At 59.3% G+C, this 21772-nt stretch carries 35 protein-coding genes; 21 read left to right on the forward strand and 14 right to left on the reverse strand.

All coding sequences use genetic code 11. The features are described from left to right. Positions 1-5: 5 nt before the first annotated feature. The 10 genes from infB to pspF form a co-directional block, all read right to left on the reverse strand. A complete protein-coding gene (infB, locus tag Q0837_RS09720) occupies positions 6-2534 on the reverse strand; it encodes a translation initiation factor IF-2 (protein WP_298468188.1) in 2529 nt (842 codons plus the stop codon). A gap of 17 nt (positions 2535-2551) precedes the next feature. Next, a complete protein-coding gene (locus Q0837_RS09725; RefSeq protein WP_298468191.1) occupies positions 2552-3328 on the reverse strand; it encodes a DUF448 domain-containing protein in 777 nt (258 codons plus the stop codon). After that, a complete protein-coding gene (gene nusA / locus Q0837_RS09730; RefSeq protein ID WP_298468194.1) occupies positions 3309-5012 on the reverse strand; it encodes a transcription termination factor NusA in 1704 nt (567 codons plus the stop codon). Before nusA ends, Q0837_RS09725 begins: the two co-directional genes overlap by 20 nt. Beyond that, on the reverse strand, positions 5012-5590 hold the full coding sequence (gene rimP, locus Q0837_RS09735; RefSeq protein ID WP_298468196.1) for a ribosome maturation protein RimP: 579 nt from the start codon (positions 5588-5590) through the stop codon (positions 5012-5014). Before rimP ends, nusA begins: the two co-directional genes overlap by 1 nt. 163 nt (positions 5591-5753) lie before the next feature. After that, on the reverse strand, positions 5754-6143 hold the full coding sequence (locus tag Q0837_RS09740; protein ID WP_298468199.1) for a PilZ domain-containing protein: 390 nt from the start codon (positions 6141-6143) through the stop codon (positions 5754-5756). Positions 6144-6212: 69 nt separating this feature from the next. Then, complete coding sequence (locus Q0837_RS09745) at positions 6213-6683, reverse strand: PilZ domain-containing protein (protein WP_298468202.1); 471 nt, start codon at positions 6681-6683, stop codon at positions 6213-6215. 91 nt (positions 6684-6774) lie between these two features. Further along, positions 6775-7095 carry a hypothetical protein gene (locus Q0837_RS09750; RefSeq protein ID WP_298468205.1) on the reverse strand — a complete coding sequence of 107 codons (321 nt, stop codon included), beginning with the start codon at positions 7093-7095 and terminating at the stop codon, positions 6775-6777. Between the two features lie 87 nt (positions 7096-7182). After that, positions 7183-7596 (reverse strand): VOC family protein, encoded by a 414-nt coding sequence (locus Q0837_RS09755; protein WP_298468208.1) that lies wholly within the window; start codon positions 7594-7596, stop codon positions 7183-7185. After that, positions 7593-7955: a helix-turn-helix transcriptional regulator gene (locus tag Q0837_RS09760; RefSeq protein ID WP_298468211.1), complete on the reverse strand. Its 363-nt coding sequence runs from the start codon at positions 7953-7955 to the stop codon at positions 7593-7595. Before Q0837_RS09760 ends, Q0837_RS09755 begins: the two co-directional genes overlap by 4 nt. A 54-nt stretch (positions 7956-8009) precedes the next feature. After that, on the reverse strand, positions 8010-9068 hold the full coding sequence (gene pspF / locus Q0837_RS09765; protein ID WP_298468214.1) for a phage shock protein operon transcriptional activator: 1059 nt from the start codon (positions 9066-9068) through the stop codon (positions 8010-8012). A gap of 126 nt (positions 9069-9194) precedes the next feature. Here pspF and Q0837_RS09770 point away from each other — a divergent pair, with 126 nt between their 5' ends. The 15 genes from Q0837_RS09770 (at position 9195) to Q0837_RS09840 (ending at position 14955) form a co-directional block, all read left to right on the forward strand. Next, positions 9195-9395: a hypothetical protein gene (locus Q0837_RS09770; RefSeq protein ID WP_298468217.1), complete on the forward strand. Its 201-nt coding sequence runs from the start codon at positions 9195-9197 to the stop codon at positions 9393-9395. Positions 9396-9711: 316 nt separating this feature from the next. After that, the gene (pspA, locus tag Q0837_RS09775; protein WP_298469876.1) at positions 9712-10401 is read left to right on the forward strand and encodes a phage shock protein PspA; all 690 of its coding nucleotides are present in this window, start codon (positions 9712-9714) and stop codon (positions 10399-10401) included. A 5-nt stretch (positions 10402-10406) separates the two neighbouring features. Then, positions 10407-10706, forward strand: coding sequence for an envelope stress response membrane protein PspB (gene pspB / locus Q0837_RS09780; RefSeq protein WP_298468220.1), 300 nt, complete (start codon positions 10407-10409; stop codon positions 10704-10706). Next, positions 10706-11086: an envelope stress response membrane protein PspC gene (gene pspC, locus Q0837_RS09785; protein WP_298468223.1), complete on the forward strand. Its 381-nt coding sequence runs from the start codon at positions 10706-10708 to the stop codon at positions 11084-11086. The genes pspB and pspC overlap by 1 nt, the downstream gene beginning before the upstream one ends. Before the next feature lie 26 nt (positions 11087-11112). Then, a complete protein-coding gene (locus Q0837_RS09790) occupies positions 11113-11367 on the forward strand; it encodes a hypothetical protein (RefSeq protein WP_298468225.1) in 255 nt (84 codons plus the stop codon). 31 nt (positions 11368-11398) lie between these two features. Beyond that, positions 11399-11710 carry a hypothetical protein gene (locus tag Q0837_RS09795; RefSeq protein WP_298468227.1) on the forward strand — a complete coding sequence of 104 codons (312 nt, stop codon included), beginning with the start codon at positions 11399-11401 and terminating at the stop codon, positions 11708-11710. Further along, positions 11710-12060 (forward strand): hypothetical protein, encoded by a 351-nt coding sequence (locus Q0837_RS09800; RefSeq protein ID WP_298468229.1) that lies wholly within the window; start codon positions 11710-11712, stop codon positions 12058-12060. Before Q0837_RS09795 ends, Q0837_RS09800 begins: the two co-directional genes overlap by 1 nt. After that, the gene (locus Q0837_RS09805) at positions 12057-12422 is read left to right on the forward strand and encodes a hypothetical protein (RefSeq protein ID WP_298468232.1); all 366 of its coding nucleotides are present in this window, start codon (positions 12057-12059) and stop codon (positions 12420-12422) included. Before Q0837_RS09800 ends, Q0837_RS09805 begins: the two co-directional genes overlap by 4 nt. Next, positions 12422-12676 carry a hypothetical protein gene (locus tag Q0837_RS09810; RefSeq protein ID WP_298468235.1) on the forward strand — a complete coding sequence of 85 codons (255 nt, stop codon included), beginning with the start codon at positions 12422-12424 and terminating at the stop codon, positions 12674-12676. Before Q0837_RS09805 ends, Q0837_RS09810 begins: the two co-directional genes overlap by 1 nt. Next, a complete protein-coding gene (locus Q0837_RS09815) occupies positions 12676-12975 on the forward strand; it encodes a hypothetical protein (protein WP_298468238.1) in 300 nt (99 codons plus the stop codon). The genes Q0837_RS09810 and Q0837_RS09815 overlap by 1 nt, the downstream gene beginning before the upstream one ends. Further along, a complete protein-coding gene (locus tag Q0837_RS09820) occupies positions 12972-13310 on the forward strand; it encodes a hypothetical protein (protein WP_298468241.1) in 339 nt (112 codons plus the stop codon). The genes Q0837_RS09815 and Q0837_RS09820 overlap by 4 nt, the downstream gene beginning before the upstream one ends. Continuing rightward, positions 13307-13567 (forward strand): hypothetical protein, encoded by a 261-nt coding sequence (locus Q0837_RS09825; RefSeq protein WP_298468243.1) that lies wholly within the window; start codon positions 13307-13309, stop codon positions 13565-13567. Before Q0837_RS09820 ends, Q0837_RS09825 begins: the two co-directional genes overlap by 4 nt. Before the next feature lie 47 nt (positions 13568-13614). Then, complete coding sequence (locus tag Q0837_RS09830; RefSeq protein WP_298468245.1) at positions 13615-14022, forward strand: SufE family protein; 408 nt, start codon at positions 13615-13617, stop codon at positions 14020-14022. A gap of 110 nt (positions 14023-14132) precedes the next feature. Then, on the forward strand, positions 14133-14480 hold the full coding sequence (locus Q0837_RS09835) for a YbaN family protein (protein WP_298468247.1): 348 nt from the start codon (positions 14133-14135) through the stop codon (positions 14478-14480). Then, positions 14473-14955, forward strand: coding sequence for a GNAT family N-acetyltransferase (locus tag Q0837_RS09840; RefSeq protein WP_298468250.1), 483 nt, complete (start codon positions 14473-14475; stop codon positions 14953-14955). Before Q0837_RS09835 ends, Q0837_RS09840 begins: the two co-directional genes overlap by 8 nt. 1 nt (position 14956) lies before the next feature. Here the strand turns inward: Q0837_RS09840 and Q0837_RS09845 are convergent, their stop codons facing one another. The 4 genes from Q0837_RS09845 to Q0837_RS09860 form a co-directional block, all read right to left on the reverse strand. Continuing rightward, the gene (locus Q0837_RS09845) at positions 14957-15457 is read right to left on the reverse strand and encodes a sterol desaturase family protein (protein ID WP_298468252.1); all 501 of its coding nucleotides are present in this window, start codon (positions 15455-15457) and stop codon (positions 14957-14959) included. Continuing rightward, positions 15444-16229, reverse strand: a complete 786-nt coding sequence (locus Q0837_RS09850; protein WP_298468254.1) for a fatty acid desaturase — start codon at positions 16227-16229, stop codon at positions 15444-15446. Before Q0837_RS09850 ends, Q0837_RS09845 begins: the two co-directional genes overlap by 14 nt. A 72-nt stretch (positions 16230-16301) precedes the next feature. Continuing rightward, positions 16302-17117: a hypothetical protein gene (locus Q0837_RS09855; protein ID WP_298468256.1), complete on the reverse strand. Its 816-nt coding sequence runs from the start codon at positions 17115-17117 to the stop codon at positions 16302-16304. 52 nt (positions 17118-17169) lie between these two features. Next, the gene (locus Q0837_RS09860; RefSeq protein ID WP_298468259.1) at positions 17170-17571 is read right to left on the reverse strand and encodes a thioesterase family protein; all 402 of its coding nucleotides are present in this window, start codon (positions 17569-17571) and stop codon (positions 17170-17172) included. A gap of 101 nt (positions 17572-17672) precedes the next feature. Here Q0837_RS09860 and leuC point away from each other — a divergent pair, with 101 nt between their 5' ends. The 6 genes from leuC (at position 17673) to Q0837_RS09890 (ending at position 21769) form a co-directional block, all read left to right on the forward strand. Beyond that, the gene (leuC, locus tag Q0837_RS09865) at positions 17673-19103 is read left to right on the forward strand and encodes a 3-isopropylmalate dehydratase large subunit (protein WP_298468261.1); all 1431 of its coding nucleotides are present in this window, start codon (positions 17673-17675) and stop codon (positions 19101-19103) included. Then, positions 19103-19507, forward strand: coding sequence for a GFA family protein (locus Q0837_RS09870; RefSeq protein WP_298468263.1), 405 nt, complete (start codon positions 19103-19105; stop codon positions 19505-19507). Before leuC ends, Q0837_RS09870 begins: the two co-directional genes overlap by 1 nt. Before the next feature lie 46 nt (positions 19508-19553). After that, positions 19554-19748 (forward strand): isopropylmalate isomerase, encoded by a 195-nt coding sequence (locus Q0837_RS09875; protein WP_298468266.1) that lies wholly within the window; start codon positions 19554-19556, stop codon positions 19746-19748. Positions 19749-19757: 9 nt separating this feature from the next. Beyond that, a complete protein-coding gene (gene leuD, locus Q0837_RS09880; protein WP_298468268.1) occupies positions 19758-20357 on the forward strand; it encodes a 3-isopropylmalate dehydratase small subunit in 600 nt (199 codons plus the stop codon). Between the two features lie 13 nt (positions 20358-20370). Continuing rightward, positions 20371-21369 (forward strand): NADPH:quinone oxidoreductase family protein, encoded by a 999-nt coding sequence (locus tag Q0837_RS09885; RefSeq protein ID WP_298468271.1) that lies wholly within the window; start codon positions 20371-20373, stop codon positions 21367-21369. Positions 21370-21445: 76 nt separating this feature from the next. Beyond that, on the forward strand, positions 21446-21769 hold the full coding sequence (locus Q0837_RS09890; protein WP_298468274.1) for a DUF1476 domain-containing protein: 324 nt from the start codon (positions 21446-21448) through the stop codon (positions 21767-21769). Positions 21770-21772: the final 3 nt, after the last annotated feature.

Below are 21772 nucleotides of genomic sequence, written 5' to 3' on the forward strand. Positions count from 1 at the left end.
GAAACTCAAAGCGTCCGTTCACGCTCCTCGACTTCGAAGACTTCGAGGCTGTCGCCCGGCTGGATATCGTTGGTGTCTTCCAGCACGACGCCACATTCGAGGCCCGAGCGGACCTCGTCGACATCGTCCTTGAACCGCCGCAGTGATGCGATGGTGGTGGCCGACACGATGACATCTTCGCGGGTGAGACGCGCGAACAGGCCTTTGCGGATGACGCCTTCGGTGACGAGCAGACCCGCCGCCTTGTCCTTCTTGCCGGACTTGAAGACTTCCTTGACCTCGGCGCGGCCAACAACGGTTTCGATCCGCTCCGGACCAAGCTCACCGGCCATCTCCTTCGCGATCTCGTCGGTCAGGTGATAGATCACATCGTAATACATCATCCGAACGCCGTCGCGTTTCACCAGCTCACGTGCTTTCGCGTTAGGCCGGACATTGAAACCGATGATTGGAGCGTTCGACGCCGCAGCCAGTGTCACGTCGCTTTCGGTGATCGCACCAACGCCAGCGTGCAGCACGCGGACCTTGATCAGATCGTTCGAAAGGTTGTGCAGCGCGGTGTTGATCGCCTCAACCGACCCCTGCACATCGGCTTTCACCAGAACCGGAAATTCGACTAGATCGCTGGCGAGGTTGTTGAACATCGTATCGAAGTTCGTCGGCGCCAGCGCGGTGCGCATTTCGGTCGCTTTCTCGCGGCGATAATCTGCCACTTCGCGAGCACGCTGTTCGTTCTCGACCACGGTCAGCTGATCGCCTGCCGACGGCACGCCGCCGAGGCCCAGGACCTCGACCGGCATGGACGGGCCAGCTTCCTTGATCTGCTTGCCCTGATCGTTGACGATTGCACGCACACGGCCACTCTCGGTGCCCACCACGAAAGTGTCGCCGCGCTTCAGCGTTCCGCGCGTGACAATCACGCTGGCAACCGGTCCGCGGCCCTTATCGAGCTGCGCTTCGATCACGGTCGCATCGGCGTCGCGATCCGGACGTGCTTTGAGCTCGAGCAATTCGGCCTGCAGCGTGATGGCTTCGATCAGCTCGTCCAGACCCGTTTTCTTCATTGCCGAAATTTCGACATCCTGGACTTCGCCGGAAAGCTTTTCGACGATCACTTCGTGTTCGAGCAAGCGGTTGCGGATGTTGTCCGGGTTCGCCTCTGGCTTGTCCATCTTGTTGATCGCGACGATCATCGGAACGCCAGCAGATTTGGTGTGATTGATGGCCTCGATCGTCTGCGGCATGATGCCGTCATCCGCCGCAACAACCAGCACCACGATATCGGTCACGTTCGCGCCGCGCTGACGCATTTCGGTGAATGCAGCGTGGCCCGGCGTGTCGAGGAAGGTAATCTTCTGCTTGTTCTTGGTGGTGATCTGGTAGCTGCCGATATGCTGGGTGATGCCGCCGGCCTCTCCCTTGGTCACATCGGTGCCGCGCAGAGCATCGAGCAGCGAGGTTTTGCCGTGATCGACATGGCCCATGATCGTGACGACCGGTGGGCGCTCTTTCAGCGTCTCTTCCGGATCGGTGTCCTCCGACGTGTCGATGTCGACATCGGCTTCGGAAACCTTCTCGATATTGTGGCCGAACTGTTCGACCAAAAGCTCCGCAGTGTCCTGATCAATCGTCTGATTGACCGTCACCATCATATCGAGATTGAACAGCTCTTTGACGAGGTCTGCGCCCTTCTCCCCCATCCGCTTGGCGAGTTCGCCCACGGTGATGGCTTCCGGCACGATGACATCGCGAACCTGCTTTTCACGCGGCTTCGACGAACCGCCGCCCTGCATCCGGCGTTCTTTTTCACGCGCACGCTTGAGCGCGGCGAGTGACCGTGCCCGGCGACCCTCGTCTTCGTTGAGAGCCTTGGTGACGGTGAGCTTGCCCGAACGGCGTTTGTCCTTGCCTCCGCCTCCGGAAGCCTGGCGCTTGTCTTCTTTCTTCTTCTTCTCAGGGCGCTTGGGCTCGGGCCGGGCAACCGGTGTGAACTTGCGAGCGGCTGGTGCCGGGGTCGCATCCTGCTTGGCCGCTGGCGCAGCCTCTTCTGTCTCAGGCGCCGCTTCGGTTTCTGCTGTTTCGGTAGCAGCCTTGGCATCGGCTTCAGCCTGCTTGGCGGCTTCTTCCTCAGCCTTGCGATTTTCTTCCGCGCGCTTCTTCTCGTCTTCGACCGCCTGTTTGGCCTTTTGCTCGTCGCGCTTGCGTGCTTCTTCGGCAAGCTGAAGACGCTGCTCTTCCGCTTCGAGCTCAAGACGCTTCACGCGTTCTTGCGGCGTTTCGGCCGCCGGAGCAGGCTTCTTCGCCGCTGGAGCCGGTGCTGGCGCAGGGGCAGGTGCCGGTGTTGGTTCCGGCGCCGGTGCGGGCGCGGCCTCAGGCGCGGGCGTCTCACCCGGTTTAAGGAGCTTGCGGCGGCGCTTGACCTCAACCGCAACCTTGTTGGTGCGGCCGTGGCTAAAGGTCTGCTTGACCTCGCCCGGCTGAGCGCCCTTCAGGGTCAGCGGTTTACGGGTGCGTTTTTCTGTATCGTCGCTCATTCTAGCTCGTTAGTCCTTCAAGTATTCTCTACGTCGTCACCCGCCGTAGCGAGTGGGTCACCCGCATCGGGCTGGACAGGTTCGCCGGGATTGCTCCCAACAAAATTCGAAAGGCGGCTGATCGCCTGCCCCACTCGGTTGGCGGCCCTAAGGTCACCAGCATGGCCCGAAATGCCCAAGTGGACGACATTTTCGCGGCCCAATGCCACAGACAGAGCCGCGCGGTCCAGTGGTAACACCATGCCGCGATTGCCCGACCCTTCGGTTTCGGTCCCGACACGCCACGCCTGATCCAGCTTCTTGCGTCCATCTTCGCTGCTGTCGCTGGCATGCAGCAGCAACGCGATCCGGCCTGTGCGCGCCTGTTCTTCGATCCGGCTCGATCCGAGCACGACGTTACCAGCACGCAGTTCGAGACCCAGCCGATCGGTCAGCGCCCGAGCAAGCGCGCTGTGCACCTGATCCGGCAATTCATCCGAGTAGGAAAGCCCCACCTTGTCCGGCCCGCCTTTGAAAGCGCGCGCCAATGCCCCTTTGAATTGGCCATTGGCGATGGCGCTTTCAAGCGCAGCCCTGTCTGGCGCAATCCATGCCCCGCGTCCCGGTGCCTTGGCTCCGGGATCGGGCAGCACCAATCCATCCGGAGATACCGCCAACCGCACGAGGTCTTCGCGCAGGGCAGTCGCTCCGGAAAGGATGCAGCGCCGCTCGCTCCCGGAACCTTTGTTGGCCTTGGGGGAGTTGGCGTCTTCAGCGATGTCGGGCGTCAGGCGCTCATTGTGTGGAGTCCGCATCAGCGGCCTCCTGCGTGTCGGTCGTCTCGGCAGGTGCCGGAGCTTCCTCTTCGTCTTCGGACCCCGATGGAGCCGACTGCGGCTCTTCATCTTCGAACCAATGTGCGCGGGCAGCCATGATTATCTCGTTGCCCTGCTCTTCAGAAAGTCCGTAATCGCCGAGCACACCGCCCTTGTCCTGCTCACGCTGCGGGGGACGCCGCATGGGCGGGCCATCGGCTGCAGCGTTGTTCCGGCGGCGCGGAGCTTCGCGCTTCTTGGCGATCAGTTCGTCGGTGGCAAGGTCGGCCAGATCGTCGAGCGTCTTGATACCTGCCTTGCCGAGCGTGACCAGCATCGCCTCATTGAGGTGCGGCATGGTGGCGAGATCGTCTTCAACACCCAGCTCACGACGAGCGGCACGGAAGGTTTCTTCCTGACGATCGAGCGCTTCGATCGCACGGCTCTGAAGCTCTTCAGCGAGCTCTTCGTCAAAACCTTCGATCGCCGCCAGTTCAGAGCGGTCGACATAGGCGACTTCTTCCAGCATCGCGAAGCCTTCTGCGACGAGCAGCTGCGATAGCGTTTCGTCGACGTCGAGCTCTTCTTCGAACATCTTCGAACGTTCGGCGAATTCCTTGGAGCGCTTCTCCGAAGCCTCTTCCTCGGTCATGATGTCGATCTGGTGACCAGTCAGCTGACTGGCGAGACGCACATTCTGACCGCGGCGACCGATGGCCAGCGACAGCTGATCATCCGGAACGACGACTTCGATCCGGCCCTCTTCTTCGTCGAGCACAACACGGGCAACGGTTGCCGGCTGCAATGCGTTCACGACGAAAGTCGCGGTGTCTTCCGACCAAGGGATGATGTCGATCTTTTCGCCCTGCAATTCCTGCACGACGGCCTGAACGCGGCTACCCTTCATGCCGACGCAGGCGCCGACCGGGTCGATCGAGCTGTCATGGCTGATCACGCCGATCTTGGCGCGCGAGCCTGGGTCGCGGGCAGCGGCCTTGATCTCAATAATGCCATCGTAAATCTCGGGCACTTCCTGCGCGAACAGCTTGCGCATGAAATCCGGCGCAGCACGGCTGAGGAAAATCTGTGGACCGCGATTGTTACGCTCAACCTTGGTGATCAGCGCGCGAATACGCTCGCCGACACGGGTCGCTTCACGCGGGATCTGCTGATCGCGGCGGATAACGCCTTCGGCGCGGCCGAGATTGACGATCACATGGCCGAACTCGACCGACTTGATCACGCCGGTGATGATTTCGCCCGCGCGGTCCTTGAACTCTTCGAACTGACGCTCACGCTCGGCATCACGGACCTTCTGGAAGATCACCTGCTTGGCGCTTTGCGCATCGATGCGGCCCAGATCGACCGGCGGCAGCGGATCGACGATAAAGTCGCCAAGTGCCGCGCCTTCCTGAAGCTTGTTGGCCTGCTTCAGATCGACCTGCTTGAAGTAGTCTTCGACTTCCTCAACCACCTCGACCACTCGCCACAGCGTCAGATCGCCGGTCTGCGGATCGAGCTTCGCGCGAATGTCGTTCTCCGCACCGTAGCGGTTGCGCGCGCTTTTCTGGATCGCTTCTTCCATCGCTTCGATGACGATCGATTTATCGATCATCTTTTCGGAAGCGACAGCGTTTGCGATCGCGAGGAGTTCTGCCTTGTTGGCGGAAATGGCACTGGCCATCAGTCGTCTGCCTTTTCTTGAGTGTCTTCGAGTAATTCGTCGGCACCGCTTACGTCGAGCGGCTTAGTCGCGGCGATCAGCGCGTCTGTCAGGACGAGCTTAGCCGAGTGAATTTCGCTGCGAGGCAAGGATGCCTCGCCTGTTTTGGCATCTTTGATCGAAACCATGTCGCCTTCGATCCCAATGAGTTCGCCTTTGTATGTCCGCTGGCGCCCCGTCTCTTTGGCAAAGCCCTTGGCCATGACGATCCGCGCTTCGTGCCCGGCCCAGTCCGTGAAGTCCTTCTCACGCGTAAGAGGACGGTCGATACCGGGTGAGGAAACTTCCAGATGGTACGCGCCATCCACCAGCACTTCACCCGCTTCCTCGCGCGTATCCATCATCTCTGAGACGCGGCGCGACAATTCAGCGCATTGCTCGATCACCAGCTGGCCCGTCGCCGGGTCTTCGGCCATGATCTGGAGCGCTTCACCACCGTCTCCCGCTTCGGATGGCATCATCTTCACGCGCACGAGATCAAAACCGAGCGCTTTCGCCTCGGGCTCAATCAATTCGGTCAGGCGTGCCAGATCGGCCATCGTTCTCCAGTTTGCAGCAGCATGAAATGACAATGCTGTTTGGTACCGGCCCCTTGCGGCGCCAGCGCTTCAGTGTCTCGACGATGTCGGGATGAGTGGCAATTAGGCGCACTGCATCAATATGGCAAGTGGGTCTGACCGGATTAGGTCAAGAAACTGCGCTTCAGTATCCGCCTGTGATCCAATCGCGCGCGATCTGCCTGAAATCGCGGCGTTCCAGTTCGTCGAAATTCTCGGCCACCGTGCGGATGGCAAGCACTTGATCATGCGTCAGTGGCACTTCGAATTCGAGCGCATTGGTGCCTTTTTGGCTGCGAACCACATTGGCGAAGTGGTCTATGCTGGCGCATTGCAAAAACGCAGCGTCGCCAAGCGCCAGCGGATTTTCGAGACCCAAACGCGCTCCGGTTTGCGACAGATTCAGGATGATACACGGCCGCGTTTCATAGATCGTCACAAGTTTGGCTGGCATCGAAAGCCGCAAACGGGCGGCCGCCCGGCGTCCGATAGTGTGCCGCGGCGTGCCGAGTGCTGAGGTGAAAGGGGCGTGCATGGGTCATGACGGTAAGCAAACAGCCTGACCGCCACCCAAATGCATGGATACGCTTAATCCCTTAGCGGTTCAGATAGCCCGCTCGTCGTCACTTTCTCCGCTGACCCATTTTCGTGCGGTTTCGACCAGCGCGCGGCGTTCGCGCTCTTCGAAGTTTTCGTGATAGCGCCGGATGTGCAGCACCATTTCGTCGCTTAGTTCTTCTTCAAAAGTCAGCGCATTGAGCCCGAATTCACCCCGGCTGACGATCACAAACTGATCGATCTTCCCGCATTTCAGCACCGCGCCTTCGCCTTCGCGGAGTGATTCCAGGATCGCAATTTGCGCGCCTGTGCGCGACAGGTTCATGAGAATGCATTGATGCGTGCGCTCAACTGATACCAGCCGCGCCGGAAGGCTGAGCCGCAAACGTGGCGCGTTGCGTCTTCCGGTATTGGGTATGGATTCGCTCACCGTGTCGACCTGCGCGATCTCAGCCGAGGCGTCTGGCATGTCCCAAGCCATCTCCGCCTCCAAGGCTGCATTGTCGCGACCCGTCATCAAACTTACCGTTGAATTGCTATTGGCGCGAGGGACCGATTCGCGAGCAGCGAGTGGTCGATCTGGTGCTCAAGTCCTAGATGCATGGTTCTTACCGATACCCGCTGTCGTAGTCGTCCGCCCAGCTGCCATCGTCTTCGCCAAAGCCGTCGGCGTTCGGACTACGGGTATTGGAGCTGCCTGCGCCATAGCCCCAGCCTTCGCTGCCCAGTTCTCGATCTCGCCGCGCCTGTTCCAATCGATCTTCATAGCGATCGGCACGGTCAACGACCGAGTCTGCCACTTTGGGGGCCACATAAGTCGCGCCCGCTGTAACAAGGATCCCGAACCCGAAGATTGCGAGGAAAAACATCAGGAAAATGAATCGAATGCTCGCTCCAATGGAATCGACCAAATCGACAAGAACACGCATTGTCCGCCCCTCTGCATCTGCGACTAACCCGAGGAGCTTAAAGACGACTTGTAAACAAGCCGTTAGGTTTGGGCGCTGGGGCTAGAACTAGCGCTGCGCAATCACCGCTTCGGCATCTGGCATTTCGCCGTAGTCGCGGCGCTGACCGTCAGTGTAGAAAGCTTCCCACACGATGCCGTCCGGGTCGCGGGTCCAGCTCTTGAATGAATGAGCGTAACAGCACTCGGTCTCGCCTTCATTGAAAGTCGGTGCACCAGCAGCGGCGATATTCTGCCGGATCGCAGCCAACTCCCCGTCATTTGCAGCTTGCAGGCCGAGATGCGCGACACCCTTTTTCCCTTCAATCTCGGGTTCGATCGAGAAATTGATGAACGGATCGTCGAGCATCCATTTCTTGTAATCCGGCTCGTCCACTGTCGGCTGCGTGCCAAACAAGTGCGTGTAGAACGTCGTGGACTGATCGAGGTCTGCGACCCGCAGATTGAGATGAAAACGCTTCATTGAGGGGTTCCTTTGGTGAGTTCCTGGACCAATTGCGCTTCCACGCTGTCGCCCTCGCAGCAATTTCTGAGCAGGTAGGTGATGAGATCGCGCATCGCGCCAAAGTTGGCGGAATAGATGATCGATCGCCCTTCGCGCCGCTCATGCACCAATCCAGCCGATTTCAGATTTGAGAGATGAAACGAAAGCGAACTGCGCGGCACAGACAAACGCTCGGCCAGGACACCGGCTGGCAAACCGCAGTGTCCTGCTTGGACGAGCTGACGAAACACGCCGAGCCGGTGCGTTTGCGCAAGAGCGCCAAGCGCAGCGACGGCGTCTAGCAGTGAGGGATCATTGGGATCAAACATCATTTCCATATTTCTAGAATTATGGAAATGATGCAGTTTGTCAAGAGCTGAGAGAGCAGCCGACTACGCTTCGTCGCCTTCCATGAGGCCGTGTTTCTTGATCGCATGGCGGAGCTGATCGTAGCTCAGGCCGAGTGCTTTCGCCGTTTGGCGCTGATTCCAGCGATGTTTGCCAAGCGCGTGCTCGACGATCGACCGTTCATGAGAATCGACTGCAGCACGCAGGTCGTCGATCTGTTCGAAGCTCGCCCCCGCCGGGATCGCGCCATTGGACTGCGGCACATCGCCCGCACCGGCATTTACTGCCGCTGGAGGCGCGCTGCCGCGATGCGGCGGAGCCTTCGGTTTCCAGGGGCTTTCGAACGGGTCGAACTGCACATAGGAGATCGCTTCGCCCGGATCGTCCCAGCGATACACCGCACGCTCGATCACATTGCGCAGCTCGCGGACGTTGCCGGGCCAGGAATACTCCTCAAGCTGGTTCATCACATGAGGAGAAAAGCCAGGCCAGCCGTGCCAGTCTAGCTCAGCCGCCATGCGCCGCGCGAAGTATTCGGCGAGCACCCCAACATCACCTTCGCGCACACGCAATGGCGGCAAGGTGATGACTTCGAAACTCAGCCGGTCGAGCAAATCGGCGCGGAACTCACCTGACTTGGCCAAAGCTGGAAGATCGTCATTGGTCGCTGCGACGATCCGAACATCGACCCTGACGGGGCGTGACGATCCGATCCGCGTAACCTCGCCATATTCAACGGCCCTCAGCAGGCGCTCCTGTGCACCCATCGACAATGTGCCCAGTTCGTCGAGAAAAAGCGTGCCCTTGTCGGCTTCTTCAAACCTTCCCGCACGCGCTTTGGTAGCCCCGGTAAAGGCACCGGCTTCGTGCCCGAATAGTTCGGCTTCGATCAATGTCTCGGGCAAAGCCGCGCAGTTCATCGTGACCAGCGGCTCGTCCCAACGGGTCGACAGGCGGTGGAGACGTTCGGCGATCAATTCCTTGCCGGTGCCGCGCTCGCCGATGACGAGCACGGGGCGGCTCATCGGGGCGGCGCGACTGGCCCGCTCGACCGCATCAAGGAAGGCGCCAGACTGGCCGATAAACTGATTTTCCCGATCCATTCACCAACCTATAGTGAAAATTCCCAATGCTTGGCAATAGAAACCAACACCATCATCACCCGATGCTGCAAAACCCAAGCATTTCTGCGGCTTACCAAGTTTGGCACACCCCTTGCTGTGTTGTGAATGAACTCGAAACACATCTCATTCACTCCGAAGGGACCGACCATGTACAACCGCTCATTCTTCAGCAGCAAGCTTGGCCAAGCCGCCCTCGCCAGCATCGCTGCGATGACGGCATTTGTTGCGCTCTCGACGCAGATGACTGCCAGCCACGCCCACGCTGCTCCGATCGCTTACGACAGCGCAGCGGTCGAAATCGCTTGAGCCTGCCGCAATGAGCAAAGCCAACCCCAAAGATACCCTCGGGCCGGAGCGTTCAGTCCCCCCCGCAGATACTCCATCTGGCGCAGTCGATCACGCTGACGCCAGCGGAGACGCGCACGCTCCGGTCCACCCCTCTTCTGATAGGTTGTCCCCCGAACCGATCCCGCACCCGAAGGCGCTTTCAAGACTCGATGCCGAGATCGAGAAACTGCGCCGCAGCCCTACGCCGACACAAGGCGTTTCCCGTGCTAGAGAGAACCACAACACCGATACCCGTTCGGACAGCGATAACCCTTTTTTCGATGGAGTAGCCTTTATGGGCATTTTCAGCCGCACCCGTGACATCATTGCCGCCAACTTCACTGACATGCTCGATAAGGCGGACGATCCGTCAAAGATGATCCGCATGATCATCCTCGAGATGGAAGAGACTTTGGTGGAAGTCCGGGCAAGCGCGGCGCGCACGATTGCCGATCAGAAAGAAATGCATCGCCACGTCGTGAAGCTCGACAAGCTTCAGGCTGACTGGGGTGAAAAGGCACAGCTGGCGCTGTCCAAGGACCGCGAAGACCTCGCCCGCGCCGCTCTGGTCGAGAAGAAGAAAGCGGTTGGCATGGCCGACCAGCTCAAGGCCGAGATTGCGGTGCTCGATGACGCGCTACGCGCTTACGAAGCCGACATTCAGAAATTGCAGCATCGCCTGCGCGAAGCCCGCAGCCGCCAGACACAGATCGCGGCGCGGCTCGAAAGCGCGGAAAACCGCGTGAAGCTTCGCACGCTGATGAGCACCGAACGCACCGACGAGGCACTGTCGCGCTTCGACCAGCTCGAACGCCGGGTCGATTTTGCCGAAGGCCGCGCCGAAGCGATGTCGATTGCCGACCAGTCGGGCGGCCCCTCGCTATCCGATGAGATCGCAGCGCTCGAAGGTGCCGATGCGATTGATGACGAACTCGCTCAGATGAAAAAGGCGCTCGGCAAAGACGGCGCAGACAAGAAGGACTGACTAAGGTGGAACCAGAATATTTCTTTGTCCCGCTCTTCGCGATCGGCCTGCCCTGGTTGATCCTGCACTATGTAACCAAGTGGAAGACGGCAGCGACCATTACGACCGATGACGAGGTCTTGCTCGATGAACTCTATCAGCTCGCCAAGCGTCTCGATGAACGGATGGACACGGTTGAGCGGTTGGTCGCTTCCGATGACCCCTCGTTCTCCCCCGTACAACGCCTGATGCACGATCAGGAAGTCGACAATCAGCAATTGCGCGAACTCGATCGCATGATGGCCGAAAAGAAAGGAGCCAAGTGATGAACAGCCCCCGCACCACGCTTTATCGCGACAAATACAACGCCAAATTGATGGGTGTCTGTTCAGGCATCGCCGACTACACCGGCATCAACCCATTCTGGGTTCGCGCTGGAGCGGTCGCACTGACAGTGTTCGCGCTCGGCCCGATTGCCATCCTGGCCTACATCGCCGCCGGGTTCCTGCTGAACAAGAAACCGGCCCACCTGTACCGCGACGAAGGCGAGCAGAAGTACTGGCAGCGCGTCCGGCAGAGCCCGCAGCGCACCGCTCGGGAAATCCGCGCAAACTTCCGCGACATCGATCGCCGGCTGGCAGCCGTGGAAACCCACTATGTCAGCAGCAATCCGCGCCTGAATGCTGAAATCGAGCGCCTGCGCTGAAGCCACTCTGAGGGGAGAGACATCGCATGCCTATCCATGAATCTGTGATGATGGTGCTGGTAATGGCAATCCTGAGCCTTGGTGCTTTCGCCACCATCCATTCATTCCTCGCGCATCGCCGCAAAATGGCCGAGATCAAACATGGATCAGGTCGGCGTGACCTTGAAAAAGAGGAACTGCGCGAAACCGTGGAACTGATGCAGGACCGACTGGCCGTGCTTGAAAGCATAGCCATCGATCCAGCCCGGCGCACCGCCGATCAAATCGAACAACTGCGCTGAACAGCGCACCAAACAACTGAGGGACGAAAACATGGGCGAGTTAATACCAATCGTTGCCATCATCTTTGGATGCACGATCCCGATGGTCGCCATCTGGGCGAAGCACAAAGAGAAAGTCGCAGCGATGCAAGTCAACACGACTGCAGCGGCGACGGCAGAAAAGGCGGCACAATATGCCAGCCAGGTTCAGCGGCTCGAAGACCGGGTCCAGGTGCTCGAACGCATTGTCACAGACAAAGGCTACGACGTCGCCACCCAGATCGAAGCGCTGCGTGACACTCGCACAGCCGACCAAGCAGACGCCGGTGTACCGCTCGATCTTGCGCGCAAGGAGAACGTGTAATGGATTGGGGCGGTCCAGGATTTGTCATTACAATTATCGCCGTTTCGTATGGCGCTTGGCTGATCAACAACTGGATCCGCGCCAAGCACGGTTACGAGCTGGAAGACGAGTGGGGCGGCAAGTCCACAAAGAAAGAGGACAGCGCCGAGACCAAGCGTCTCAAAGCCGAAAACCGCGAACTCAACGGCAAGCTCGATGAGATGCAGGATCGCATGATCGTGCTCGAAAAGATCGTGACCGACCGCGGCTATTCGCTCTCCGAAGAGATCGAAGCGCTCCGCGACAAACCCTCGACCAACCGCGCCGATAGCGGCGTCCCCCTCAACCTCGACAAGAAAGAGCAAGCATGAGCCCCGATGCAGCAGCCACAATCATCCCGCACCTACCGTGGATCATCGGCGGTGGATTGGCTCTAGGCGCGGCAGGCGTCGCTGGATGGATCCACACGACCCGCCTGAAGATAGCCCATGGCTACCCACTAGAAGGCGCTTGGGGTCAGGCCCTGAAGCCATCGAGCGACCACGAAGCCAAGCAGCGCGTCACCTTGCTCACGCAAGAAAATGCGGAACTGCGCGCCGAGCTCGGCTCGGTGAAAGATCGGCTCGCCAATGTCGAACGGATCGTGACCGACGGTGGCTACCAGCTCGGATCGGAAATCGACGCGCTTCGCGATCGTGCACTGGAACACCGCAAGGATGAAGGAACCGCCTGATGTGGGGAGCCGACACACCTCTGGTTATTGATGCGCTGATCATCGCAGGGCTTGCGGCCACAGGAGCGGCCGGGCTGGTTATGATCGGCCTGAAACTGAAGCGCAAAAAACCGCCGCAGGAGCCGGTGTCAAAGGCCGGAAACCTTGAAGACAGGGTGCAGGTACTGGAGCGGATCGCCACTGATCGCTCACATGACCTCGCCGAGGAAATCGAACAACTGCGCGACAACGCAAACGTAAGAGGAAACGCCTGATGGAAGACGAACTGACCATCATCTTCGCGGCCTGTATCATTATGCTGATCATCCTGGGCCTGAGCGTGAACGGCATCGTCTCCAAGGTGCTTGAATTCAAGAAATCGCAGGCCGGGATTGGCAACGGTTCCGGAACAGCAGAGACCAAAGCTCTCTCCGACCGGACCGATATGGTGGAAGACCGCCTCGCTGTGCTCGAACGGATCGCAACCGATCGCGGGCAGGTGCTGGCCGATGAGATCGAACAGCTGCGACTGTCGAATGCCGCCGAAGCAAAGGACAAGGAGAAGCTGTCGTGAGTTTCTGGACCGCTGTTGTCATCATTGTCATCGTCGGCGCGATCGCCAGCGTGCTCAAGGCGCGGTACAACGCCCAGCACGGGATCACCGAGGACATGATGGGCAATCAGACCCTTAACGTTCGCGAAGACCGCAATGAAGCAGCGGAAGCAGCCCAGGCCGAAGTCGCCGAGCTGAAAGAGCGCATCAAAGTGCTGGAGCGCATCGCGACAGACGCCAACTCGGCAGACGCGCAGGAGCGCGCCCGCATCTCCGCTGAAATCGAATCTCTGCGTACCCCTGACCAAACTCCGGCCAGCCCAACTCCGGCCAACAAGGAGGATCTAAGCGAATGATTGATGCAACCGTCTTGGAACCGACACTCGTCATTGCTGCAACCTGCCTTGTTGGCATCACCGTCGTCGCCTTCGCGCTGCTGCGCGGGTGGCAGGGTTGGCTTGAGCTGAAGCGGCAGGAACTTGACCGTACGGAGCAATTGCGTGGCGGAGAGATCGAAGGCGGCGCCGGTGTCGGCGCAGCGCGGATCGAACTCGCGGATCTCAAAGAGCGGATCAAAAAGCTCGAAGCGATCGCCAGCGGGGTCGAGCTTTAATCCCGCTGCTGGTGGACACCGTTCGCTGGCGACCTACATAGCGCCTCATGCGCACACTCGACGACATCCTTGAAGAATACGATTTCCTCGAAGGCGACGAACGCTATTCGTTGCTGATCGAACTTGGCCGCGAGTTGGAGCCGATGCCCGACGCGCTGAAAACCGATGCCACTCTGGTGCGCGGATGCTCCGCGGCGGTGTGGGTCTACCCGACCGAAGCGGGCGAGAAACTGCATTTCCTCGCCGACAGCAATGCGGCGATTACCAAGGGGATTGTCGCTCTCGTCATTTCCGCTGTTCAGGATCAGCCGGCAGAGGCTGTGGCGCATATGGACGTGGCGGCCGCGCTCGAACCATTCAATCTCAAGAACCAGCTATCGAGCAACCGCACCCAAGGCGTCCCGAATATGATCGCCCTAGTTAAGGAACACGCGGCGAGACTGGCGGCATCATGATTTGTGCACCACCATCCGGTGGCGCGATATCCTCGCTCACGCGGCCTTTTGGCCGCATTGCTGCGGGCGGGCACTTGCCCTTGCGGTCCTTCGGACCGACTGCTTGAACAATGCGGCGGCTCTATCTCGCCGCTGGAGTGCTGTTCACCGGCTTCGGCGCAATCGGTGCCGTTCTTCCCATCGTACCTACCGTCCCGTTCCTGCTGGTGGCAGTGTTCTGCTTCGCGCGGAGCAATCCAGCTTGGGAGCAGAAAATTCTGGATCACCCAACGTGGGGTCCGCAAATCGAGGATTGGCGGGAACGCCGCGCAATCTCGCGCAAGGCCAAAGTGCTTGCCATCGCCTCAATCGCGGCGGGGGTCGGCTTCACTTGGGTTACCTTGGGCTTTCCATGGGTGTGGATTTCCGTCGCAGTGCTGGTGATCGTGGGCGGCTGGATCGCGACGCGCGATGAGTGATGCCAATTCCATTGGCAGGAAGGGCATTTTGCTGCGGGCTCCAGAGGAAAAGGAACTTCCCGCCGCAAGCGCGCTTTGCATGCGGTCAAAGGGCTATTGGGGCTACGATGCCGCCTTTATGGAGGCTTGCCGCGACGAGCTCACGCTGACGAAAAGAGACTTGGTCGAAAGCACTGTGATCTTGGCTGTTCAGGAGCAGACAATCGCGGGGATCGCCCAAGTCACATTTGAGGACGGCGAGGCAGGGCTAGACAAGCTGTTTATCGAACCTGACATGATTGGCCATGGCATCGGCAGGCTTCTGTTCGATTGGACATGCGCGCATGCCTTGGCGGAAGGCGCGACGAGCTTGACGGTAACCGCCGATCCCGATGCAGCGCCGTTTTACGAAAAGATGGGATTTGCGCGAACCGCAGAGGAACCGTCAGGCTCCATCCCAGGACGGGTGCTGCCCGTTCTCTCGCTAAAGCTCTAGCCTAAGCTCCGACGCTGTCGCGCACCACGGCCACACCGGCCTCGCGCTGCTCTTTCAGCTCTGCCTTCAGCACTTGCGGATCGCGCGCGAAGACAAATCCGAAGCTCACGCCGCCTTCCTTGCCAATGGTGGCATGGTGGAGCTTATGCGCCTGAACCAGTCGCTTGGCATAGCCTTTCTTAGGGACCCATTTGAAATAGCGCTGATGCACCAATCCGTCGTGGATCAGCGTGTAGATCACGCCGTAGAGTGAGATTCCAACCGCAAACCACCACAGCGCGTCCCAATAGAGCGAGCCGTAGATATACATTGCGGCGTTGATCGTGCCGAACACGACCGCGAACAGGTCGTTCTTCTCCAGCACATTGTCATGCGGCTCGTGGTGATCGCGGTGCCACGCCCAGCCCCAGCCATGCATGATATATTTGTGCGCGTACCACGCGAACAATTCCATGCCGATCAGTGCGGCCAAGACAGTCAGGATCACTTCAAGCCAGCTCATGCTGCAACTCTTTCTCTACGCCCGCTTTCCCAACGCCCGCTTTCTTTGCGCCGGGCAGCGCCCACCATGGCACATCGGGACGGCGGTGGTGCTCGAGATGATAGCCGAAATGGAAGCACGTGGCGAGACTTGCCAGAGTGCCGAAATCATTGGTGCGCGCATTGTGATCATCGGCAAACGGTTTGTCTTCAGCGTGATAATGCGGCCGGTAGGTGCCGAAATAGAAGAGTTGCAGAGACGATAGCAGCGCAGGCGCGCCATACAGGACAAATATCTGCGCCATCGGAATGCCGATCACCAGCCAGTAAATTCCGACCACCGTGTGGACATACAGCAGCGACCGCCAGCCGAAATAGCGCTTGAAAAACGTCCCGTACCATTTCACAAAATGGCTCGGATTGTTCTCGTCAAAGTCCGGATCACCCGCGTGCCCAGCCAGCTTGTGATGGGTGAAATGCGCATCGCGCAAGGTCTTCCATCCGAAGCCTGCATAAAGGAACAACAGCACCGTCGCGATTGCCGAAGTCAGTCGCTCTCGCCCTGGCGCGAGCGATCCATGCATCGCGTCATGGCACACGATAAACACGCCGACGCTGAGCCAACATTGCACCGCTGCCAAAGCCAATGCGAATGGCAGATTGGCCAGGGTCAGCTCAAAGATGAACATGCCGTAGATGTGAATACCTAACCACGAACCCGCGATAAGCGCAGCAAGCGCCAGACCGACCACAGTCTGCGCATGCTTGCTTGGAAGGGCGTAGTTTGGTGTCACAATGGTTTAGATACGCGTGAGCCGGTCATTCGGGTGCGTATAGGCCGAATAGAATTGGCTGCAATCGCAGGCTCAGTTGTTTGAACGCGCCAGCGTCCCAATGATCGGCCCCTCGCGCGTGTTCTGGATCATCCAGACCTTGTCCGACTGTGTTGCAAGCACAGCAACCGACAGGTCCAGCGCAAACATCGCAAAGACGTGGATTTCGGTTGGAGTTGGGTCAAGTGAATGCGAAATCGTCGTCGCAACCGGCTTTTCGTCATTTGGCCCACGATTACCCATCGTAATGCACGAATTGGTGAACTTTCGGCTCCCGACAATCTCGCCGTCTTTTACTTCGTATCGGTAGTGTCCGCCGAACGGCATTGTATCGAGCGATTCCTGCGGGACGAGGTAATAGACGTATAGGCTGCCGTCGCTCTTGCCGGTGGGCAGGACAACCGTGTTGAACGGCTTCTGCGAGCAACGCTGCATTTCCTCATTGACGGGCAACCGGCTCGCGACTGCCTTAGTAGCCTCGGCGGCGGTCAGAATTCGCGCTCCAGCCGGATACTCGGTTTTCTGACGAACTTTTTTGCCATCATAGACCCCTGACCAAACGGCTTCGAAGCCACCATCGATCGGGCGATAGAACACCGCCTCATGGCCCTTTGGCACATCATTGATGATCCAGCCGCGCACTCTCTTCGCGCCGGGGTTACGCACATCCTCAAGCATTGCATCGGTTGTGTGCCACGCTGCCTGATCGTGCCGATACAGCGCCTCGCCGCGTTGCAGGGCCAGCGCGATGGCTGCGGATTCGCTTTCGGTTGGGGGTTCCTGCGCGGCAAGTGGTGCGACGAAAACGCCCGCAATCAAAGCAACCCAATGTCCAATCCTTGCAAGCATTAGTGCGACCCCCTTTTCTCGGACATGCATGAAGGTTCGGTATTACCGCAGCTTAGTCAATCTCAGGAAAGAAAAATTCACGCATGTGTTCGCCGATCCGCGCCGGGCGGAGGGTTTTGGCGTCGATGCAGCACCAGCTGGATTTCACTTCGGCGAGCACATCTTCGCCGCGTTTGATCACAGTCGAATAGAATGCGCGCGCGCCATTGTATCGTTCCAGCACGGTGCTTGCGATCACGTCGTCTTCAAGAAAGGCGGGCTTGCGATACGTGATCTCGTGTTTCAGCGCGACCCATGCCTTGGTCGCCACCTCTTCCGCTGGGGCCAGTTTGTTCCAATGCGCCAACACCGCATCCTGCACCCAGTTCAGGTAGCGCGCATTGTTCACGTGCCCCATGAAATCGATATCCTCAGGGAGGACTGTAATCGGGAATCGGAACGGGATTGTTGACATAAGTGTAAGTTAAGCAGCCGATCGTTGCTTTTCCATGACTGATCGCCTGTCGAACATCATCTGGCTTGCCAGTGTTGCATCAACGCCGCTAGTCGATCCGAATGGCTAGCAAACCCCGCACGCTCTACGCGAAAATCTGGGACGATCACGTCGTCGAAACCCGCGATGACGGCACCTCGATCATCTATATCGACCGACATCTCGTCCATGAAGTAACCAGCCCTCAGGCGTTCGAAGCGCTAAGACTAGCGGGCCGTCCGGTGCGCCGTCCCGAGCTGACGCTTGCAGTGCCCGATCACAATCTCCCGACAACCGCTCGGCGAGATGCTGCAGGCGGGAAAATTCCCATTGCCGACCCGCAAAGCGCGGCTCAACTCGCGGCATTGGAGAAAAACGCGCCCGATTTCGGCATTCGCTACATCGGCGATGCGGATGATGAGCAAGGGATCGTCCACGTGGTTGGGCCTGAACAGGGCTTCTCACTTCCAGGCACGACAATCGTTTGCGGCGACTCCCATACTGCGAGCCATGGCGGGCTCGGCGCGCTGGCTTTCGGCATCGGCACTAGTGAAGTCGAACATGTCCTTGCGACCCAGACGCTGCTGCTCCAGCAGTCAAAGGCGATGGAAATCCGCGTCGAAGGATCGCTCGGCTCCGGTGTCACCGCCAAGGACCTGATCTTGCACATCATCGGCGCAATCGGCGCGGCTGGCGGGTCTGGCTACGTGATCGAATATCGCGGGCAGGTGTTCGAGGAAATGAGCGTCGAGCAGCGCCTGACGGTCTGCAATATGAGCATCGAAGCGGGAGCGCGAGCGGGCCTGATCGCGCCGGACGAAACCGTGTTCCGTTATCTCAAGAACCGCCCGATGGCTCCCAAAGGTGCCGAATGGGATGCAGCGGTCGCCTATTGGCGGACATTGCACACCGATCCGGGCGCTGAGTTCGACAAGTCGGTCGTCATCGACGCCGCCAATGTTGCGCCTACGGTCACATGGGGCACCAGCCCTGAAGACGTTGTGGCGATTGGCGGCGCCGTCCCCTCGCCCGAGAGCTTTGCGGACGAATCCAAGCAGGAAGCAGCGAGGAAGAGCCTCGACTATATGGGCCTCGCTCCGGGCACACCGATGACCGATATTCCGGTCGAGAACATCTTCATCGGCAGCTGCACTAATAGCCGGATCGAGGACCTGAGGGCTGCGGCAGAGGTGCTCAAGGGGCGCTCAAAGGCTGCCAATGTGCGCTGGGCTATCGTTGTCCCCGGCTCTGGTCTCGTAAAACGCCAGGCCGAAGAGGAAGGCCTCGACCGTATCTTCACCGAAGCGGGCTTCGAATGGCGCGAGCCGGGCTGTTCCGCATGCCTCGGCATGAATCCCGACAAAGTGCCTGCCGGAGAACGCTGCGCCTCGACCAGCAACCGCAATTTCGTTGGACGGCAAGGTCCGGGAGCGCGCACGCATCTGGTTTCACCGGCCATGGCAGCGGCTGCTGCGGTCAAGGGGCGATTGGCGGATGTGCGCGAGCTGACCTGATGTTCGGTGCCTGCCATTGCGGTGCAGTGACCGTCGCGTTGGTTGCCAAGCCGGAATACATCAATCTGTGCGATTGTTCGTTGTGCGCGAAATCGGGCGGCGCTTGGGGTTACTTCACGGCAAGCGACGTCGCGATCACCGGAATTACCTCCAGCTATCGCCGTGCGGACTATGAAAAGCCGGCAGTGGAAATGCACTTTTGCCCAAGCTGCGGCACGACAACGCACTGGGTGCTTACCGAACATCACGAAGGCGACCGGGTTGGCGTCAACATGCGCATCTTCGAGCCCAGTGAACTGAACGGCATCGAGGCCCGCACTCTGGACGGTCGCAACTGGACCGGCAAAACCGAGGCAGCCCATCGCCGAGCCCCCGGACAATTGGGCACCGATGTGTTTCTCTGAACGTTGACGTCTTGCAATGGTCGCACACGCGGAGCATGAGAATTCAATGACTGACGATACCCCCGAAGAAACTCCCAAGAAATCCGGCCCAAGCAAAGCAGCGATCGGCGCCGCGGCGACGATTGGCTCCGCTGCGATTGCAGCGGCGCTGCTCTATGCTGGCAAACGGTTCAAGAAAAAGCCCAACGAGCCGACCCAACCCGGGCCTATTCCTTCTGGCGAAAAGCCGGAAACCGACTGAGGCTATCTCATGGACAGACTTTCGCGCATTTCCGGCCGGGCGATCCCGTTCGGTGCCAAGAATATCGACACCGACATCATCATCCCTTCCAAGTGGCTGAAGACAATCACGCGCGAGGGCCTTGGCGAAGGCGCGTTTGAGACCATCCGGACCGAACCCGGCAATGTGTTCGATGATCCGGCTTACGCAGACGCACCGATCCTGATCGCGGGCGATAATTTTGGCTGCGGATCGAGCCGGGAACATGCCGCCTGGGCAATTCTCGATCTCGGCATCCGCGCGGTCATTGCGCCGAGCTATTCCGATATCTTCTCTGGCAACGCGGTGAAGAACGGTATCTTGCCGGTTGTGCTGCCACAGGAAGCCGTCGACCGCTTGCTGGAAATCGCACGTGACGGCCATCCGATCGACGTCGATCTGGAAACACAGACCGTCACCACCGAATTCCAGGATCGATTCACCTTCGAGATCGACCCGTTCCGCAAGCATTGCTTGCTCAATGGCCTCGATGAAGTGGCGCTGACGCTCGAGCGGCAAGCCGCGATCGGACATTTCGAAAGCCAGCGGGCATCAGCACAAGGCTGGCTCGCGCACGGCACCAATTCCTAAAAGAGAGACCCAAATGAAAGCCATCCGCACCCACGAAGTCGGCGGCCCTGAAACGCTTACGCTTGACGAAGTTGACGCACCCTCGCCCGGCAAAGGCGAAGTGCTGGTCGCGGTGAAGGCCTGCGCGATCAACTATCCCGACACGTTGATGATCCGCGATCTCTATCAATTCAAACCCGAGCGACCCTATTCCCCCGGCGGGGAGTTGGCCGGTGTGATTGAGGCTGTTGGCGAAGGAGTGGAAGGCTACTCGGTCGGCGACCGTGTCATGGCTGGGCTCGGCAATGGCGGGCTTGCGGAAAAAGTTGTGGTTCCAGCTGGCCGAATGTTCCCAATCCCTGACGGTGTGCCGTTCGAAAAGGCCGCCTCGCTCTTGATGACCTATGGCACCACGATCCACGGGCTGAAGGATCGCGGCCACATCAAGGAAGGCGACGTCGTCCTGATCCTTGGCGCGGCAGGCGGCGTTGGCCTGTCCGCAGTCGAACTGGCCAAGGCTTTCGGAGCGCGCGTTGTCGCAGCGGTCTCCAGCGAAGCCAAAGGCGAAGTGGCGCGCAATGCTGGTGCCGACGAAATCGTGATCTATCCGCGCGACGAAATGGACAAGGCCGCGTCCAAGGAACTCGCTGGCAAGTTCAAGGAAGCCTGCGGTCCGACCGGCGCCAACATTGTCTACGACATTGTCGGCGGGCAATATTCCGAACCGGCGCTACGATCGATCGCTTGGGAAGGTCGCTTCCTGGTAGTCGGATTCCCTGCCGGGATCGCGAAGATGCCGCTCAACCTGACACTGCTAAAAAGCTGTGACATTTGCGGCGTGTTCTGGGGTGCATTCACGGCGCGCGAACCGGCCAAATTCGTCGCTCAGGTCAACGAGCTGTTCGAATTGATGAAAGCCGGAAAGATCGATCCGCTGGTTTCCGAAACCTTCCCCCTGGAACGCGCAGGCGAAGCGATCGCCAAGCTGGAAAACCGCGAGGCAGTCGGCAAACTTGTGGTGACGATGGGGTAGTCGAAACTGCGCGGGTAATGCTTGCCGCTGGCCTCGCGCACGCCTATTTCCAAGATACGATTTTCCGGAGGGACACATGACAGATTTCAAGGATCGCGAACGCGCGGAAGAAGCCAAGTTCGCCATGGACGAAGAAACCGCGTTCAAGGTTGCTGCACGCCGCAACCGCTTGCTTGGCGAATGGGCCGCTGGCCTGATGAACCTGACCGAAGAGGAAACCGACGCTTACAAGAAAGCGGTCGTTCAGGCCGACTTCGAGGAAGCGGGTGATGAAGATGTGATCCGCAAGCTGCTCGGTGATCTGACAGCAGCCGATACCGACGTCAGCGAATCCGACATCCGCGCGAAGCTCGAAGAGATGACTGTCGAGGCCAAGCGTCAATTGATGGGCGATCAGTAACGC

It is taken from the genome of uncultured Erythrobacter sp., assembly GCF_947499705.1.
GTDB lineage: Bacteria > Pseudomonadota > Alphaproteobacteria > Sphingomonadales > Sphingomonadaceae > Erythrobacter.

Bases quoted from the DNA above. Each gene is read 5' to 3' on its own strand.
- infB (WP_298468188.1), bottom strand. From the start codon at position 2,534: ATGAGCGACGATACAGAAAAACGCACCCGTAAACCGCTGACCCTGAAG.
- Q0837_RS09725 (WP_298468191.1), bottom strand. From the start codon at position 3,328: ATGCGGACTCCACACAATGAGCGCCTGACGCCCGACATCGCTGAAGAC.
- nusA (WP_298468194.1), bottom strand. From the start codon at position 5,012: ATGGCCAGTGCCATTTCCGCCAACAAGGCAGAACTCCTCGCGATCGCA.
- rimP (WP_298468196.1), bottom strand. From the start codon at position 5,590: ATGGCCGATCTGGCACGCCTGACCGAATTGATTGAGCCCGAGGCGAAA.
- Q0837_RS09740 (WP_298468199.1), bottom strand. From the start codon at position 6,143: ATGCACGCCCCTTTCACCTCAGCACTCGGCACGCCGCGGCACACTATC.
- Q0837_RS09745 (WP_298468202.1), bottom strand. From the start codon at position 6,683: ATGACGGGTCGCGACAATGCAGCCTTGGAGGCGGAGATGGCTTGGGAC.
- Q0837_RS09750 (WP_298468205.1), bottom strand. From the start codon at position 7,095: ATGCGTGTTCTTGTCGATTTGGTCGATTCCATTGGAGCGAGCATTCGA.
- Q0837_RS09755 (WP_298468208.1), bottom strand. From the start codon at position 7,596: ATGAAGCGTTTTCATCTCAATCTGCGGGTCGCAGACCTCGATCAGTCC.
- Q0837_RS09760 (WP_298468211.1), bottom strand. From the start codon at position 7,955: ATGGAAATGATGTTTGATCCCAATGATCCCTCACTGCTAGACGCCGTC.
- pspF (WP_298468214.1), bottom strand. From the start codon at position 9,068: ATGGATCGGGAAAATCAGTTTATCGGCCAGTCTGGCGCCTTCCTTGAT.
- Q0837_RS09770 (WP_298468217.1), top strand. From the start codon at position 9,195: ATGAACTCGAAACACATCTCATTCACTCCGAAGGGACCGACCATGTAC.
- pspA (WP_298469876.1), top strand. From the start codon at position 9,712: ATGGGCATTTTCAGCCGCACCCGTGACATCATTGCCGCCAACTTCACT.
- pspC (WP_298468223.1), top strand. From the start codon at position 10,706: ATGAACAGCCCCCGCACCACGCTTTATCGCGACAAATACAACGCCAAA.
- Q0837_RS09790 (WP_298468225.1), top strand. From the start codon at position 11,113: ATGCCTATCCATGAATCTGTGATGATGGTGCTGGTAATGGCAATCCTG.
- Q0837_RS09795 (WP_298468227.1), top strand. From the start codon at position 11,399: ATGGGCGAGTTAATACCAATCGTTGCCATCATCTTTGGATGCACGATC.
- Q0837_RS09800 (WP_298468229.1), top strand. From the start codon at position 11,710: ATGGATTGGGGCGGTCCAGGATTTGTCATTACAATTATCGCCGTTTCG.
- Q0837_RS09805 (WP_298468232.1), top strand. From the start codon at position 12,057: ATGAGCCCCGATGCAGCAGCCACAATCATCCCGCACCTACCGTGGATC.
- Q0837_RS09810 (WP_298468235.1), top strand. From the start codon at position 12,422: ATGTGGGGAGCCGACACACCTCTGGTTATTGATGCGCTGATCATCGCA.
- Q0837_RS09815 (WP_298468238.1), top strand. From the start codon at position 12,676: ATGGAAGACGAACTGACCATCATCTTCGCGGCCTGTATCATTATGCTG.
- Q0837_RS09825 (WP_298468243.1), top strand. From the start codon at position 13,307: ATGATTGATGCAACCGTCTTGGAACCGACACTCGTCATTGCTGCAACC.
- Q0837_RS09830 (WP_298468245.1), top strand. From the start codon at position 13,615: ATGCGCACACTCGACGACATCCTTGAAGAATACGATTTCCTCGAAGGC.
- Q0837_RS09835 (WP_298468247.1), top strand. From the start codon at position 14,133: ATGCGGCGGCTCTATCTCGCCGCTGGAGTGCTGTTCACCGGCTTCGGC.
- Q0837_RS09840 (WP_298468250.1), top strand. From the start codon at position 14,473: ATGAGTGATGCCAATTCCATTGGCAGGAAGGGCATTTTGCTGCGGGCT.
- Q0837_RS09845 (WP_298468252.1), bottom strand. From the start codon at position 15,457: ATGAGCTGGCTTGAAGTGATCCTGACTGTCTTGGCCGCACTGATCGGC.
- Q0837_RS09855 (WP_298468256.1), bottom strand. From the start codon at position 17,117: ATGCTTGCAAGGATTGGACATTGGGTTGCTTTGATTGCGGGCGTTTTC.
- Q0837_RS09860 (WP_298468259.1), bottom strand. From the start codon at position 17,571: ATGTCAACAATCCCGTTCCGATTCCCGATTACAGTCCTCCCTGAGGAT.
- leuC (WP_298468261.1), top strand. From the start codon at position 17,673: ATGGCTAGCAAACCCCGCACGCTCTACGCGAAAATCTGGGACGATCAC.
- Q0837_RS09870 (WP_298468263.1), top strand. From the start codon at position 19,103: ATGTTCGGTGCCTGCCATTGCGGTGCAGTGACCGTCGCGTTGGTTGCC.
- Q0837_RS09875 (WP_298468266.1), top strand. From the start codon at position 19,554: ATGACTGACGATACCCCCGAAGAAACTCCCAAGAAATCCGGCCCAAGC.
- leuD (WP_298468268.1), top strand. From the start codon at position 19,758: ATGGACAGACTTTCGCGCATTTCCGGCCGGGCGATCCCGTTCGGTGCC.
- Q0837_RS09885 (WP_298468271.1), top strand. From the start codon at position 20,371: ATGAAAGCCATCCGCACCCACGAAGTCGGCGGCCCTGAAACGCTTACG.
- Q0837_RS09890 (WP_298468274.1), top strand. From the start codon at position 21,446: ATGACAGATTTCAAGGATCGCGAACGCGCGGAAGAAGCCAAGTTCGCC.